This is a genomic window from Peribacillus sp. NPDC097198, assembly GCF_044762055.1.
In the GTDB taxonomy this organism is placed as follows: Bacteria; Bacillota; Bacilli; order Bacillales; family DSM-1321; genus Peribacillus.
In genome coordinates, this window is the sequence record NZ_JBIWDO010000002.1 from 419,903 (window position 1) to 433,890 (window position 13,988).

General features: G+C 42.5%; 13 protein-coding genes. 11 read left to right on the forward strand and 2 right to left on the reverse strand.

The window, feature by feature from the left end; translation table 11 throughout:
* Positions 1-201 precede the first annotated feature (201 nt).
* Positions 202-987 (reverse strand): SDR family oxidoreductase, encoded by a 786-nt coding sequence (locus ACIQXQ_RS05120; protein ID WP_402867862.1) that lies wholly within the window; start codon positions 985-987, stop codon positions 202-204.
* Between the two features lie 201 nt (positions 988-1,188).
* Between ACIQXQ_RS05120 and ACIQXQ_RS05125 the strand changes: the two genes are divergently transcribed.
* The 3 genes from ACIQXQ_RS05125 to ACIQXQ_RS05135 all read left to right on the forward strand — a co-directional run bounded on the left by ACIQXQ_RS05125 (position 1,189) and on the right by ACIQXQ_RS05135 (position 3,735).
* Positions 1,189-2,175 (forward strand): Gfo/Idh/MocA family protein, encoded by a 987-nt coding sequence (locus ACIQXQ_RS05125; RefSeq protein WP_402867863.1) that lies wholly within the window; start codon positions 1,189-1,191, stop codon positions 2,173-2,175.
* Positions 2,176-2,285: 110 nt separating this feature from the next.
* Positions 2,286-2,594: an iron-sulfur cluster assembly accessory protein gene (locus tag ACIQXQ_RS05130; protein ID WP_402867864.1), complete on the forward strand. Its 309-nt coding sequence runs from the start codon at positions 2,286-2,288 to the stop codon at positions 2,592-2,594.
* 19 nt (positions 2,595-2,613) lie between these two features.
* Positions 2,614-3,735 (forward strand): NADH-dependent flavin oxidoreductase, encoded by a 1,122-nt coding sequence (locus ACIQXQ_RS05135; RefSeq protein WP_402867865.1) that lies wholly within the window; start codon positions 2,614-2,616, stop codon positions 3,733-3,735.
* A gap of 55 nt (positions 3,736-3,790) precedes the next feature.
* Here the strand turns inward: ACIQXQ_RS05135 and ACIQXQ_RS05140 are convergent, their stop codons facing one another.
* The gene (locus ACIQXQ_RS05140) at positions 3,791-4,570 is read right to left on the reverse strand and encodes a CPBP family intramembrane glutamic endopeptidase (protein WP_402955936.1); all 780 of its coding nucleotides are present in this window, start codon (positions 4,568-4,570) and stop codon (positions 3,791-3,793) included.
* A gap of 593 nt (positions 4,571-5,163) precedes the next feature.
* Between ACIQXQ_RS05140 and ACIQXQ_RS05145 the strand changes: the two genes are divergently transcribed.
* The 8 genes from ACIQXQ_RS05145 to nadD all read left to right on the forward strand — a co-directional run bounded on the left by ACIQXQ_RS05145 (position 5,164) and on the right by nadD (position 13,852).
* A complete protein-coding gene (locus ACIQXQ_RS05145; RefSeq protein ID WP_402955938.1) occupies positions 5,164-6,813 on the forward strand; it encodes a SulP family inorganic anion transporter in 1,650 nt (549 codons plus the stop codon).
* Between the two features lie 81 nt (positions 6,814-6,894).
* On the forward strand, positions 6,895-7,308 hold the full coding sequence (locus tag ACIQXQ_RS05150) for a MerR family transcriptional regulator (protein WP_402955940.1): 414 nt from the start codon (positions 6,895-6,897) through the stop codon (positions 7,306-7,308).
* 159 nt (positions 7,309-7,467) lie between these two features.
* Positions 7,468-8,982, forward strand: a complete 1,515-nt coding sequence (locus ACIQXQ_RS05155) for a carboxylesterase/lipase family protein (RefSeq protein ID WP_402955942.1) — start codon at positions 7,468-7,470, stop codon at positions 8,980-8,982.
* Positions 8,983-9,019: 37 nt separating this feature from the next.
* Positions 9,020-10,306 carry a kynureninase gene (gene kynU, locus ACIQXQ_RS05160; protein WP_402955944.1) on the forward strand — a complete coding sequence of 429 codons (1,287 nt, stop codon included), beginning with the start codon at positions 9,020-9,022 and terminating at the stop codon, positions 10,304-10,306.
* 14 nt (positions 10,307-10,320) lie between these two features.
* On the forward strand, positions 10,321-11,670 hold the full coding sequence (locus ACIQXQ_RS05165; protein ID WP_402867871.1) for an amino acid permease: 1,350 nt from the start codon (positions 10,321-10,323) through the stop codon (positions 11,668-11,670).
* 16 nt (positions 11,671-11,686) lie between these two features.
* Positions 11,687-12,532 carry a tryptophan 2,3-dioxygenase gene (kynA, locus tag ACIQXQ_RS05170; RefSeq protein WP_402955946.1) on the forward strand — a complete coding sequence of 282 codons (846 nt, stop codon included), beginning with the start codon at positions 11,687-11,689 and terminating at the stop codon, positions 12,530-12,532.
* A 23-nt stretch (positions 12,533-12,555) separates the two neighbouring features.
* On the forward strand, positions 12,556-13,182 hold the full coding sequence (gene kynB / locus ACIQXQ_RS05175) for an arylformamidase (protein WP_402955948.1): 627 nt from the start codon (positions 12,556-12,558) through the stop codon (positions 13,180-13,182).
* Between the two features lie 16 nt (positions 13,183-13,198).
* Positions 13,199-13,852, forward strand: coding sequence for a nicotinate (nicotinamide) nucleotide adenylyltransferase (gene nadD / locus ACIQXQ_RS05180; RefSeq protein WP_402867874.1), 654 nt, complete (start codon positions 13,199-13,201; stop codon positions 13,850-13,852).
* Positions 13,853-13,988: the final 136 nt, after the last annotated feature.

Consider the following 13,988-nt stretch of genomic DNA (forward strand, 5'->3'; position numbering starts at 1 on the left):
ATTATAGGAAAAGTTCAAAGTAAGAGGGGTGGCTCTTTAAGAAAACAGGAAAAGCAATCCCACTCTCTTATGTATAATTTCTATTGGCAGGGAACAAAAAAGTTCAACTGAAAACTTTGCCCAATCTTTTTTAATTTAGTAAGAAGAGGCAGAAGTGTGGTCAAATCATACACTTCTGCCTCTTCTCAAGTCTTTAGATTCTTATAAGAGCGATTCAGCTCCGTCAATATACACTTCAGTCCCGGTAACGTGGGAGGACATGTCCGATGCAAGGAACAAAACAAGGTCTCCTGCTTGTTCAATCGTTCCGGCTTTCTTTGCAAGTGGTTGAGAACCTTCGGGATACTCAATCGGTATTTTGATTTTTTCCAAGTTTTCATCTTCAGGATAGGTATTGTCGTCGATGTTGGTGTCGATGGAGCCTGGGCAGATGATATTCACGCGTATTTTGTACTTGGCCAATTCAAGTGCAGCCATCTTGCCGAAAGCGACCTGACCGGCTTTTGATGAGCTGTATGCGGAAAAACCAAAGTTCTTGAAAAAACGGTTTCCGTTAATGGAACTGTTAATGGTGATGCTGCCGCCTGTTTCCTTCATATAGGGAATGGCGTATTTTATGGTTAGGAAGGTTCCTTTCAAGTTGATGTTGAGTGTTTGGTCCCAATCTTCCGGCTTAATATCTTCAATGGGGGCAATTACCCCGTTAATACCAGCATTGGCAAACACAAAATCAATTTTTCCAAAATGCTCGAAGGCGGCCTGGAAAGCCTTCTCAACCTGTTCGGGTTGGGAAACATCCGTTTTGATGATTAAAGCTTCTCGTCCGAGGTTTTCGACTTCTTCCTTGACCTTTTCGGCATTTTCAACTGTGCGGTCAAAAAAAACGATGTTTGCACCGTTTTCCGCAAGTTTAATGGCGGCACCCCGGCCAATTCCGGATCCTCCGCCGGTAATGATGGCGACTTTATTCTTCATCAATTCTGTCATTGATTTCACACGCTCCTTTTTAATGTACTTCCCATGAGGGAGTATGTAGAAACATCAAGTCAGTAGTAATAGGAAAAGTATAAAGGAAAATAGATTGAAAAATCCAATATAAACCAAATTTTTTAGCGTTTTTCTTTATTTTTTTGCAAAGTCTGGTTATATTGAGGACAAAGTCTGTTAATTAAAAGGAGAATCTAACGAATGATACGTTATGGGATTATTGGTACAAATTGGATTACAGAGCGTTTTTTGAATGCGGCAAAACACGTGGAAGGCTTTTCATTAAATGCGGTCTATTCGCGCACAGAAGAAAAGGCCAGGGATTTTGCAGATAAGTATGGAGTTAAACATACATTTACAGACTTGGAGGAGATGGCGAGCAGTTCCGAGATTGATGCGGTCTATATAGCCAGTCCCAATTCTCACCATAGTCGCCAGGCAGTCATGTTTTTACAGCAAAAGAAACATGTCTTATGTGAAAAACCATTGGCTTCGAACGCCGAAGAAGTGAGGGAAATGATACAGGCGGCACAGCAAAACGAAGTGCTGCTCATGGAAGCGATGAAATCAACGATCATGCCAAGTTTTGAAAGCCTAAAGGAAAACATCCATAAAATTGGTGAGGTTCGCCGTTACCAAGGAAGTTACTGTCAATATTCTTCCCGGTACGATTCGTATAAATCAGGTACCATATTGAATGCATTCAACCCTGAGTTTTCAAGCGGCTCTTTAATGGATTTAGGTATTTATGCCGTTTATCCGCTTGTCGTTCTATTCGGTAAACCGAATAAGATCCAGGCATCTGGAACATTACTAGAGTCAGGAGTTGACGGTCAGGGTACCATCCTCCTTTCATACAACGACATGGAAGCCATCGTGATGTTTTCCAAGATCACTGAATCGACTCAACCTTCAGAAATACAGGGAGAAGCAGGTACCATCCTCATCGACAAAATTTCCAGTCCGAACGAAGTGGATATTTGCTACCGTGATGGAACAAGGGAGAGTCTCTCGGTTAAACAGGAGTTCCCTCCGATGTATTATGAAGCGAAGGAGTTTGTAGAATTGATCCAGCAGGGGAAAACGGAATCGGATAAGAATACATTTGCCCATTCGTTATGGTCGATGGAAATCATGGATGAAGCTAGAAAACAGATGGGTGTCATTTTTCCCTCAGACCGAAGATAAGCATTTTATTAGACATGATTCGGCAAAAAGCGTATAAATGGATGTTACAGAATGCCTATTTTTGGGTAGATTTTTAGTACATAGAAATTTCAGATGTTGGAGGAATTAATATGAAATGCAAGATTAATCGAAATGCAGCAAAGGTCTTACAAAAGATGTTGAGTAGCGAAGAAGCGGAAGGGAAAATGATTCGGGTGTATATCACGCATATGCACGGCGATCATGCCCACTATGAGATGAAGCTTGATGTTCCGACGGAGCATGATGAAATTGTCAAGACGGATAAGGATATCGATATACTGCTGGATTCACGTGAAGAATTCTTGGACGGAGTATGGATTAAATATTTTTATGTGCCAGAAGAAGGTTTCGAAATAACCAATCCTTCGAAAGAACCTCATGGCCATCACCATCATTAAAAATTAGGGGGAATTAGGCATGACAGAATTATACGAAAAGCTTTTTCAACCATATAAATTCTCTTCTGGGGTCGAAGTGAAAAACCGTATCATGCTGGCACCGATGACGCATTATTCTTCAGATGACCAAGGATACGTGACGGAAGAGGAATTAGCTTATTATGCAGAGCGTTCGGCAGGAGTGGGTACGGTAATCACAGCATGTGCCTATGTAATTGCAGGTGGAAAAGGATTCCCTGGCCAATTCAGTGCTGATGATGATGCATTCATTCCATCACTCCGAAAAGTGGCAGAAACCATTCAAGGCAAAGGGGCCAAAGCCATTTTACAAATTTATCATGGAGGTCGCCAAAGTCCGCCGGATTTATTACCAGATAATCAACCTGTTTCTGCAAGCAGCGTTGCTTCAAGCGAGGGTGCACCTGTTCCTCGTGAAATGACGGAAGATGAAATTCAAGAAGTGATTAAAGCGTTTGGAGAGGCAACGAGAAGAGCCATCGAAGCAGGATTTGATGGTGTCGAGATTCATGGGGCGAATACATATTTACTTCAGCAGTTCTTCTCTCCTCATTCCAACCGTCGCACAGATAAATGGGGGGGAACGCTTGGAAAACGTATGATTTTCCCACTTTCCATTGTTAATGAAGTAGAAAAGACTGTGGAAGAGCATGCGAAACATCCGTTTGTCATCGGCTACCGCATTTCTCCGGAAGAGGGTAGCGAGCCTGGCATCACTTTGGATGATACGCTTCAATTCGTAGACCGGCTTGCGAATCAAAACCTGGACTACATCCATGTATCGGTAGGCCATTTCTGGAATGGCTCATTCCGTGAGAGTGATAGAACGGAATCGAGAATCGTTAAAATATATGAAAAAGTGGGCAATCGGATTCCAGTAATCGGAGTAGGGGCCCTTCATACACCTGAAGAAGTGGCGGAGGCCATGGAAACGGGCGTTCCTTTTATTGCACTTGGCAGGGAGCTGCTTATGGAACCGTACTGGATTGAAAAAATCAAGGCCGGTAAAGAAAAGGAAATACGCACGACACTTTCGAAGAAGGATCAAGATGAATTGGTCATTCCAGATCCCCTTTGGGAAAAATTAATCAATGTAAAAGGCTGGCTTCCAGTCGTGGATTGAGTATGAATAATAAATGAGCCCGTCCTTTGTTAAGGACGGGTATTTTTTTGGAAATTTATCTATCGATTGTAACCGATGAATGAGAATGAGAGCTTCTCTTCTTTTTTCTAAACATAAGCAAACCAATGATATAAATGATGAGAAAAGCTATTAAAATAATATCCGTCATTCGTATCGTGGCAACATCTGATACAATTCGACCGGTATATTGCAAAAGGTTATGGAGGAAGTGAAAGATGATCGGAATGATGATCGATTGAGTTTGAATGACGAGTAAAGCTAAGACGAGACCTATTAGTAATGCATAGAACACTTGTATGAAAATAGAAAAGGATGGATTTTGAAATGCCTGGGCAAAGTGCCCAATCCCGAAGAATAAACTTGAAATGATGATGGCCTTGATCTCTCCCTTTGGTAGGAGGATCTTCAGCATCAAGCCACGAAAAACGGATTCCTCGACAAAGGCATTTGTCATAATCCCCAAACTTAATAAGACTAGATAAGAAAAGGATTGAATGGACACTCCTTCGTTGAAGATGACAAGAAGGATTAAAAAGAAGAGCAAGGGCGTATATAAAACCCATTCCCGGACGGATAGCTTCCGGAGTGAATGAAAATAAAAGGTGCCCCATCGATTCTTTATCGTAAAATAAAAAATCAAGAGGAGTGCTAGCGGAATGAAGCCCATAAAAGGCGCAATGGGGTTACTCATCTTTGTTATTTCAGTGATGGCAGCCCCTGTTGAAACGAAAAGCAAAGTGATGATTTCAAGTCCGATAAGAGTTAAATAAGGTCGTTTGAACGTCATTTCATTTTTCATTATATAAGTCATCATCTCCCCTGGTTTGTGTTAAATATTCGTTGCTCGATTGGATTAATCCTGCTACCTTTCAGGCTGAAGATTAACATACAAGGCGCAGAAAGAAATCAGCTTATTTCTTTTGCGCCTCTTTTATTCGCATCTCTACCATCGTTACTCAATACGAAGACGACAAGCCCTTTCATTTGTCCAGTTTTTGTTTCAGGTATATGGACTCGCATTCTATCTTCCTAAAACTCATTAATAGGTCGGGCACCTAATTTACTAGTGTAGAGGGATGGTCCTATTTTGTAATCAAAACGTAATGAATTGTAAAGAATTGTTTACAATGTAAGTAATGTACAGTTTTACGTTTTACTATATAATATGGGAACATGGTTCGAAACCATGAATAAACCCGACAAAGGAGATTACATATGAGAGTTACTTCTTACAATCTATCAAATCCTCAAAGGTTTACCGTGAAAAGAAAACTCCCCTTACACTTTTTCTTTTTCTAAGATGTAAGGCGACTACGTCGCTACCCCAAAATATGTACACCTACTTTTTTTCAATAACCGTTTTCAATAGAGTGCGACTAAAAAGATGAAGGATGTGAGGGTGAATTTATGATGAAGGATAGTAGATTCCAAGGATACAACATGAAAGGATTTCAAAAAGACCTGACAGCAGGCCTGGTAGTGGGAGTGGTAGCCATTCCCCTTGGACTAGCTTTTTCCATTGCATCCGGAGTGGAGCCCATATATGGCTTGTATACGACGATCATTGCAGGAATTCTCATTTCGCTTTTGGGTGGGTCTAAGTACCAAATTGGTGGGCCGACTGGAGCCTTTGTTCCATTACTATTTGGAATCGTCATGCAATACGGTTACGAAAGTCTTCTCATTGCCGGGTTTTTAGCCGGGATTATGTTGGTGGTGATGGGACTGCTTAAATTAGGGAATATGATGAAATTCATTCCCCGCCCCGTTATCATTGGTTTTACGACAGGCATTGCGATCATCATCTTTTCCGGCCAAATTGCTAACTTCTTAGGCATGAAGGTGGAAAAGCATGAAACGTTTTTAGCTAATATGAAAGAATTGGTGGTTAAAGCAGATACGATAAATGTCTATAGCATAGGTGTGGCACTAATATGCTTTATTGTGATCCTGTTAGCACCGAAAGTACTTCCACGAGTACCAGGACCTCTTCTTGGATTACTTGTTTCCACAGTGGTAGCCTTCTATTTCTTCCCTAGTAAGGTGGCTACGATTGGATCAACATATGGAGCGATTCCAAGAGGTTTCCCTGAATTTAAAGTGCCAGAGCTTTCGGTGGAAATCATTATCAACCTTCTCCCAGTGGCGATTACAATCGCATTATTAGGTGGAATTGAATCATTGTTATCGGCAACCGTGGCAGATAACATGGGTGGATCAAAACACGATAGCAATAAGGAATTAGTCGGTCAAGGCATAGCCAACATCGCTACACCATTCTTTGGCGGAATCCCGGCTACAGGTGCTATTGCCAGAACGGCCACGAATATTAAGACTGGGGCCGTGTCACCAATGTCAGGGATTATCCATGGAATCGTGGTCTTGATGGTCCTGCTCGTCTTATCTCCTTATGCCACACATATTCCTTTAGCCAGCATGGCGCCAATCCTCATGTTTGTCGCTTGGAACATGAGTGAACGGAAGGAATTTGCCCATGTCTTAAAAACAAGGTCGGCTGATTCTGTTGTACTGTTTGTGACATTTCTTGTCACTGTTTTAACGGATTTAATCATGGGTGTCGGTATCGGTTTATTGATTGCCTTCATCACCTTTATCATTAAGATGAGCCACTCATTAAAAATCAGGGAAAGAAGTCACGAAGTTTATCCGGAAATTATTCCAACGACTGCAAGCTCGGATTCAAGAATCGATGTTTACAATTTGGAAGGCCCCTTATTCTTTGGATCCATTGATGTACTGGAATCTAATATTTTGGAAAATTTGGATAATAAGACGGGCGTTTTAGTATTGAGCATGCGAAGGGTATCCTATATGGATACGTCAGCCGAGGCCGCTCTGCTGGCCATTGTCAATCGAATAAGGAAATATAAAGGGAAATTAGTCATCTCCGGAATTCAGCAACAACCTAAGGAGTTGCTAATAAGTACCGGGTTATATCATAAAATAGAAAAACAGCATTTCTTTAAATCCAAGGAAGAAGCTTTATATTTTGCCAAGCAATATGTAAATGTCAAATCAGATCAAGTAGTCTTATAGATGTAACCCTAAAGTCATCCTTTCGGCTTTTTATGGTATAGTTACCGTAATGAGAGATTATAAAAGAAGGTGACTGTCTGGATGGATTTATATCGGATTGGCCAGCTTGCTGAACTAGCTAATGTATCAAGGAGAACCATAGACTATTATACACAATTGGGATTGCTCACCTATGAGAAGACTGGATCGAGGTATCGATATTATACGAAGGATGCGCTCAATCGACTTAGTATGATCGATCGATATAAAGAGCAAAACATGCCGTTGACCGAAATCAAGGAGCGGCTGCAGATCTGGTCCGACAAACCTGTGGATTCGGGAGAGGTACTAGCAAAAGTCGATAAGATTTCTTTAAACCTGAAAGAACTGGAGCGGGAAGTTCTTGAATTAAAGCCACTCTTGGAAAAGCTGGATGAACAGCAACTGAAGTTTGCTGTTCATCAGCTCTCCCTAAGAGGCGGATCTTTGATTAGTATCATGAACGCGCTTACATGAACAAGAGTTTTTCCTCATTCAAAAAAGACCACTTTGGTCTTTTTTTTATTTTTTCCGTAGCTTGTAAGAGTAATAAAAACTTTTTTTCGGCAAAGGGGAAGGAGATAGGGGAATGGGAAAAGAAGAACTATAATATATAGATTCAGAAAGGGTGAGTGGATGATTGGTTCAATTGTAACGACGGCAAAAGGGCACCTTCAAGGAACCGTAGAAAATGGTGTAGGCGTTTGGAAAGGCGTCAGGTATGCGAGAGCTCCAATCGACGAATTGCGTTTTCGCTCCCCGGAGCCTGTTGAAAGATGGAACGGTGTCCTGGATGCAGTCAATTTCGGCGCTGTGCCACCACAACCGTTGGAAAGGGCAGCCAGGATGGGGATGACAGGCAGTGAAGAAATGGATGAGGATTGTTTATTCCTGAATATCTGGTCTCCTAATGCTGATGATCGGAAGCGCCCGGTCATGGTTTGGATTCCAGGTGGAGCATATATTACGGGATCGGGTTCGATTGATATGTACAACGGTCATGTGTTAGCCAAAACAGGAGATGTAGTGGTTGTAAGCATCAATTATCGGTTAGGTGCTTTAGGATATTTGGATTTTACGGAGTGGAATCATGAGGAGGAACTCTTTGATTCCAACCTAGGTTTACGTGACCAAGTCGCTGCGTTGAAATGGATAAAAGAGAATATTGTAGCATTTGGAGGAGACCCGGAGAATGTTACGGTATTTGGTGAATCGGCTGGTGGCAATGCCGTTACGACTTTACTCACAGTACCTTCTGCAAGAGGGCTTTTTAAACAGGCCATTGCCCAAAGTCCTGCTCCTACTTCAGTTTACGGAAAAGGTTTTGCACGACAGTTCAGTAAGAAATTTCTCGATATTCTCGGGATTGAAGAGAATGAAGTCGATGTGTTAAAAACACTTCCCGTCCAGAAAATCGTTACAGCTTCATATGAATTATTACAGCAAAACTCTCAAGATCTCCCTGGCTCGCTTTCTTTTGGTCCAGTCGTTGATGGTGACTTTTTACCTGACTATCCATTGGAAGCCATTCGTTCAGGAGCCACTGCTGGCATTCCCCTTCTTATTGGTACAAATAAAGATGAAGCGACTTTATTTGACCAAATGGATCCCCCGTTAATTCCGACAACCGAAGAAATGATTCATAAGATGTTCGAAAATACAGATCCTGAAGCGGAGGAGCGAATCACCAACGCTTACCTAACCTTCCCTAATAAAGAGCCTACCCTAGGCTTGGGGCGTGATGCGACTTTTCATATGCCTTCGGTTTGGTATGCAGAGGCATACAGCCGTCAGGAGAAAACATGGATGTACCGCTTCGATTACCAAACCCCCTCTTTAAAGTTTAGCAAACTAGGGGCGACGCATGGGATGGAGATTTTATATGTTTTCCAGACTTTCGATTCTATAGTTGGAAAACGGATTACTGCCTTTGGCGCTAAGCGTGCTGCCTTGAAATTATCTCGACGGATGCAAGGTAACTGGATTAACTTTGCGAAATATGGGAATCCCAATCCGCCGGAGGGAGAAGTCTGGCCGAAGTATGACGAAACGAATCATTATACGATGATTTTTGATAAAAGGGATTATATAGAAAAGGATCCCAATAGGGTTCACCGGTTGGTTTGGGAGGGTGTAAGAATATATAAATGAAAGAAAACCAGCATGGAAGAAACGGAGGAAAATAAACATGGATACATATCATTTTCAGCCAACGAAAGAGTTTGCAGGAAAATTGGACCAATGTGATGCCTTAGCCATTTATCGGAAGGAATTTCACTTGACTCCCGGGACCATCTATATGGACGGAAATTCATTGGGACTATTATCGAAGCGGGCGGAAAAAAGTCTTTTGAATTCATTGGAAGACTGGAAGAGATATGGAATCGAGGGATGGACGGAAGGTGATAACCCTTGGTTTTATTTCTCTGAGAGATTGGGAGAGTTGAGTGCCCCTTTGGTGGGGGCGTCAGGTGATGAAGTAATTATGAGTGGCTCGACGACAGGGAACCTTCATCAGCTGGTGGCAACTTTCTTTGAACCGAAGGAAGGACGGAACAAGATATTGGCCGATGAGCTGACGTTTCCGAGTGATATTTATGCGCTTCAAAGCCAGCTTTTGCTACACGGGCTTGATCCGGAAACACATTTAGTGCAGGTGAAAAGCCGTGATGGTAAACTTCTTATGGAAGACGATATCATTGCCGCGATGTCAGAGGAAGTAGCCTTGGTCGTGTTGCCAACGGTTTTGTACCGCAGCGGACAGATTCTGGATATGAAACGATTAACAAAGGAAGCGCACACTAGAGGAATCATCATTGGGTTTGATGGGTGTCATTCAGTGGGTGCTGTTCCACACCAATTTGACGAGTGGGAGGTCGACTTTGCATTTTGGTGTAATTATAAACATTTGAATGGAGGACCGGGAAGTGTTGCAGGCTTATATGTCAATCGAAAACATTTCGATAAAAGGCCAGGGTTGACTGGATGGTTCGGGTCAAAAAAGGATGAACAGTTCGACATGAAACACTCATTCTCCAAGGCTGATTCAGCAGGGGCCTTTCAGATCGGAACGCCACATATATTAAGTATGGCTCCACTAGTCGGTTCGCTTGAAATGTTTGCCGAAGTGGGTATCGAACAGATTCGTACAAAATCTTTGCTTTTGACACAATATTTTATGGACTTGATTGACTCTGAACTTATGGAGTATGGGTTTTCATTCGGGAACCCTCGAGATGATTTTCGAAGGGGGGCTCATATTATCCTTGAGCACCCAGAAGCAGCACGGATATGTAAAGCGTTGAAGAATGAGGGCGTCATTCCGGATTACCGCGAACCGGATATGATCCGGCTTGCACCTGTCTCCCTCTATACCTCCTATCAGGAAGTATGGGAAACGGTCCAGGCACTAAAAAAAATCATGCAAGGGAAGTTATATGAGAGTTATGAAAATATACGGGGAATCATTGCCTAGTTTGGAAAAGAAACATGGAAAATAATAAATTGAAAAGAGAGTTATCAACCAATCAAATCACGATGATCGCAATGGGATGTGCGATTGGGACCGGCTTGTTTTTAGGGAGCGGTCTAGCGATATCGATAGCCGGTCCAAGCGTATTGATTAGCTATGCTGTCGGTGCGTTCGTTGTTTTGTTATTAATGGGATGCTTGGCGGAAATAACGGTCGCTTATCCAACTTCCGGATCCTTTGGGACGATTGCCGAGAAGTACATCAGTCCACTTGCAGGCTTTCTTGTCCGATATTCCTACTGGATAGCCAATGTCCTTGCCATTGGGGTCGAAGTCAGTGCAATCGCTGTTTATATGAAATACTGGTTTCCTGATGTACCAGGGAGTGTGTGGATTTTTCTTTTTGCCGCCTTACTCATCTATGTAAATGCAACCAGTGTCAATACTTTCGGGAATTTTGAATATGTATTTTCCTTGATTAAAGTCAGCGCCATCGTCATTTTCATCTTACTGGGAGCTTATGTTTTGATTGGTGCCGAACCAGCCTCGGGAATGGGGATGGAGAACTATGTGAATGCAGGGGGGTTCATGCCTTTTGGTTTTTGGGGATTATGGGTGGCTGTTTTCATTTCTCTCTTCAGCTTTTTAGGGACAGAAATGATTGCAGTGACTGCAGGAGAAGCCAAAGATCCTGATATCGCTGTACCACGAGCCTTGAAGGCAACCGTTTTCAGGCTGTCGACTTTTTACGTACTGACAATCGGCATCATGTTGATGATCGTTCCATGGCAGGAAGCGGGCGTTGAAGTGAGCCCATTCGTGAAGGTCATGGAAATATTAAATATCCCGGGAGCCTCCGGAATCATGAATTTTATCATTTTGACGGCAGCTTTATCAGCAATGAATAGTCAGCTGTATGCTTCCACAAGAATGATCTTTTCACTATCCGAACAAAGGCAGGCACCGCCTTTCTTTAAGAAAGTGAGTCGAAAAGGAGTACCGGTCCGCGCCTTGCTCATCTCCACATTGGGTATTTTTCTGGCTGCGGGGATAAAGGTCATTCTTCCCGATACATCTTATGCATTCATGATGGGGATATCGATGTTCGGGGCCATTTTCACTTGGTTCATGGTGTTCATCTCCCATCTGTTTTTCAGGCGAAACTGGGAAAGAACAGGGGGGCGGAAATTACCTGTCAAAATGTACGGTTATCCTTATTTAACGATACTTGGAGCGGTTTTTCTATTGGCCTTAACGGTAACAACCTGGTTTACCGAACCCTTTAAAATCGTTTTGCAGTTCGGTATTCCTTGGTTGATCTTTCTATGGCTCACATACATGTTGATGATGAGAGTAAAAAGAAGATAAAGGGAGTGACGCATGCATGGATAAGGAATCAATCGAAGAAAGTCGCTTGGAAGAAGGAATGGTAACGAATTTTGAAAAAGAGATGTCCTACGGTGACTATCTGAATTTGGACCAAGTATTATCGAGTCAGAGGTTGCTTTCCGGTCATCATGACGAAATGCTGTTTATCGTTATCCATCAAACCAGCGAGTTATGGATGAAATTGATTCTTCATGAATTGACTGCGGCTACGGAGCATATCACGGAAGGAAGATTGGAACCTTCCTTCAAGATGCTATCACGGATTTCGAGAGTTCAACAGCAGCTCGTTCAGTCATGGAATGTGCTCTCGACCTTGACCCCATCCGACTATATGGAGTTCCGGGATAAACTCGGAAACTCATCGGGCTTCCAATCCTTTCAAAACCGAATGATTGAAAGTGCAATGGGACAAAAAAACAAGCCAATCTTGGCCGTGTTTCGTCATCAGCCTGACCTTTATGAATCCCTGGTGTCCGAGTTGAATAAGCCCAGTATTTACGATGCGGCAATTGGAGCCTTGGCCGCGAGGGGGTTTCCTATTGAAGAATCGATGTTGAACAGAGATTGGTCAGAACCTTATGTGGAAAACGAGAGTGTCGAGAAAGCCTGGCTTGCGGTGTACAGGGATGTACATCAATATTGGGATCTATATGAATTGGCTGAAAAACTGGTGGATATCGGCAGTCAACAGCAGTTCTGGAGATTCAACCATATGAGCACGGTGGAGCGGATTATAGGACAGAGAATGGGAACTGGAGGTTCTACTGGCGTGAACTATTTAAAGAAGGTCGTGAATCAGCCATTTTTCCCCGAACTCTGGACACTTCGGACAAAATTGTGAACGAAATGATTGGAGAGGTAACGATGCATAAATGGAAAGATATTTCTCAGCCGCTTAATGAAAATACGCCATATTGGCCAGGAGATACACCATATTCCTATCGCTTGAATGCTGAGATAGCCAGGGGATCTTCCGTAAATGTTGGCGAAATTCGCATGAGTACACATTTAGGTACACATATTGACGCACCTTTTCATTTTGATGAAGAAGGAAAGAAAATCCTGGAGCTGGACTTGGATTTATATATCGGGGAAGCACTTGTCGTCCAGGTCGATGTCGATAGAAGTATTGGGATAGAAGCTTTAGTTGACATCGAATTGAATGGGATCGAGAGATTATTGCTGGCAACGGGGAAGTGGAAGGACCTCAGCCAATTCCCTGATGCAATTCCGGCAATCGAACCGGACTTAGCCTCCTTCTTAGCTGAAAAAGGGGTGAAATTGCTCGGATTGGATTTGCCTTCCGTCGATTATCTAGACAGTAAAGAATTACCTGCTCACCATGCCCTGGCAAGTTGCGGGATTCACATTCTTGAAGGCCTTGTTCTTCAAGGCGTAGAACCGGGTCTGTATGATTTGGCCGCACTGCCACTCGCTTTGGAGAAGGGGGATGGCAGTCCGGTCAGAGCGGTGTTGAAACGAAAGGATTAAGTGAGGAGAGATAAGGATGAGCAAAATCGGTATTTATGGATCTTCCTTCGATCCTATTACGAATGTACACTTATGGACGGCATCGACCATTGCGCATCGAGCCAAGCTTGATAAAGTCATTTTTTTACCATGTGCCAATAATCGGATTGATAAACAGATGAAAACAAGCAATGAGCACCGCTGGAATATGCTAAGTCTCGCCATCAAGGAAAATCCGTTATTTGAAGTGAGTGATTATGAAATATATGAACGAGCAGGAATCAGCAAACAGTATACATGGTATACGATGGAGTACTTTAAAGCGCAGTATCCGAAGGATGAGGTATATTTCATCATGGGGGCCGATTTGCTTCAAGATATGGATAATCAGGAATTACCGGTGCATCTTCGCTGGAAATTCAGAGAAAAATTGATTGCGAATCATAAATTCATTATCATGGCCCGAGAAGGAATAGATATGCTCAAGGTCATCTCCAAAAGCCCTTTACTGAGAAATTATGATAATGGCAATACATTTCACCTAATTGATAAAGGTCTTTCCATGGAAATCAGTTCAACATATATAAGAGACGAGTTCAGCATGGGCGGAGAGCCAAGATATTTACTGCCAGATGTTTGTTATCAGTATATTGTAGATCATGGACTCTATAAAACAACTCAAAATGTTTAAGGAAGGGGCCCAATCACTTAGGTGATGTGGGCTCTTTCCTTTTTTTATTTAACTCGTGTGATTTAGATTGAAAATGAAATTTAATCAGAATATTATAAAAAGTTGAAGCGGTGCTAAACGTAATAGTATAGGGCTT

Excerpts from the sequence above, each read along its gene's own strand:
- ACIQXQ_RS05150 (WP_402955940.1), top strand. The coding sequence starts at position 6,895 with ATGGATTTATATCGGATTGGCCAGCTTGCTGAACTAGCTAATGTATCA.
- ACIQXQ_RS05120 (WP_402867862.1), bottom strand. The coding sequence starts at position 987 with ATGACAGAATTGATGAAGAATAAAGTCGCCATCATTACCGGCGGAGGA.
- ACIQXQ_RS05165 (WP_402867871.1), top strand. The coding sequence starts at position 10,321 with ATGGAAAATAATAAATTGAAAAGAGAGTTATCAACCAATCAAATCACG.
- ACIQXQ_RS05155 (WP_402955942.1), top strand. The coding sequence starts at position 7,468 with ATGATTGGTTCAATTGTAACGACGGCAAAAGGGCACCTTCAAGGAACC.
- nadD (WP_402867874.1), top strand. The coding sequence starts at position 13,199 with ATGAGCAAAATCGGTATTTATGGATCTTCCTTCGATCCTATTACGAAT.
- kynU (WP_402955944.1), top strand. The coding sequence starts at position 9,020 with ATGGATACATATCATTTTCAGCCAACGAAAGAGTTTGCAGGAAAATTG.
- ACIQXQ_RS05145 (WP_402955938.1), top strand. The coding sequence starts at position 5,164 with ATGATGAAGGATAGTAGATTCCAAGGATACAACATGAAAGGATTTCAA.
- ACIQXQ_RS05140 (WP_402955936.1), bottom strand. The coding sequence starts at position 4,570 with ATGATGACTTATATAATGAAAAATGAAATGACGTTCAAACGACCTTAT.
- ACIQXQ_RS05125 (WP_402867863.1), top strand. The coding sequence starts at position 1,189 with ATGATACGTTATGGGATTATTGGTACAAATTGGATTACAGAGCGTTTT.
- ACIQXQ_RS05130 (WP_402867864.1), top strand. The coding sequence starts at position 2,286 with ATGAAATGCAAGATTAATCGAAATGCAGCAAAGGTCTTACAAAAGATG.
- kynB (WP_402955948.1), top strand. The coding sequence starts at position 12,556 with ATGCATAAATGGAAAGATATTTCTCAGCCGCTTAATGAAAATACGCCA.
- ACIQXQ_RS05135 (WP_402867865.1), top strand. The coding sequence starts at position 2,614 with ATGACAGAATTATACGAAAAGCTTTTTCAACCATATAAATTCTCTTCT.
- kynA (WP_402955946.1), top strand. The coding sequence starts at position 11,687 with ATGGATAAGGAATCAATCGAAGAAAGTCGCTTGGAAGAAGGAATGGTA.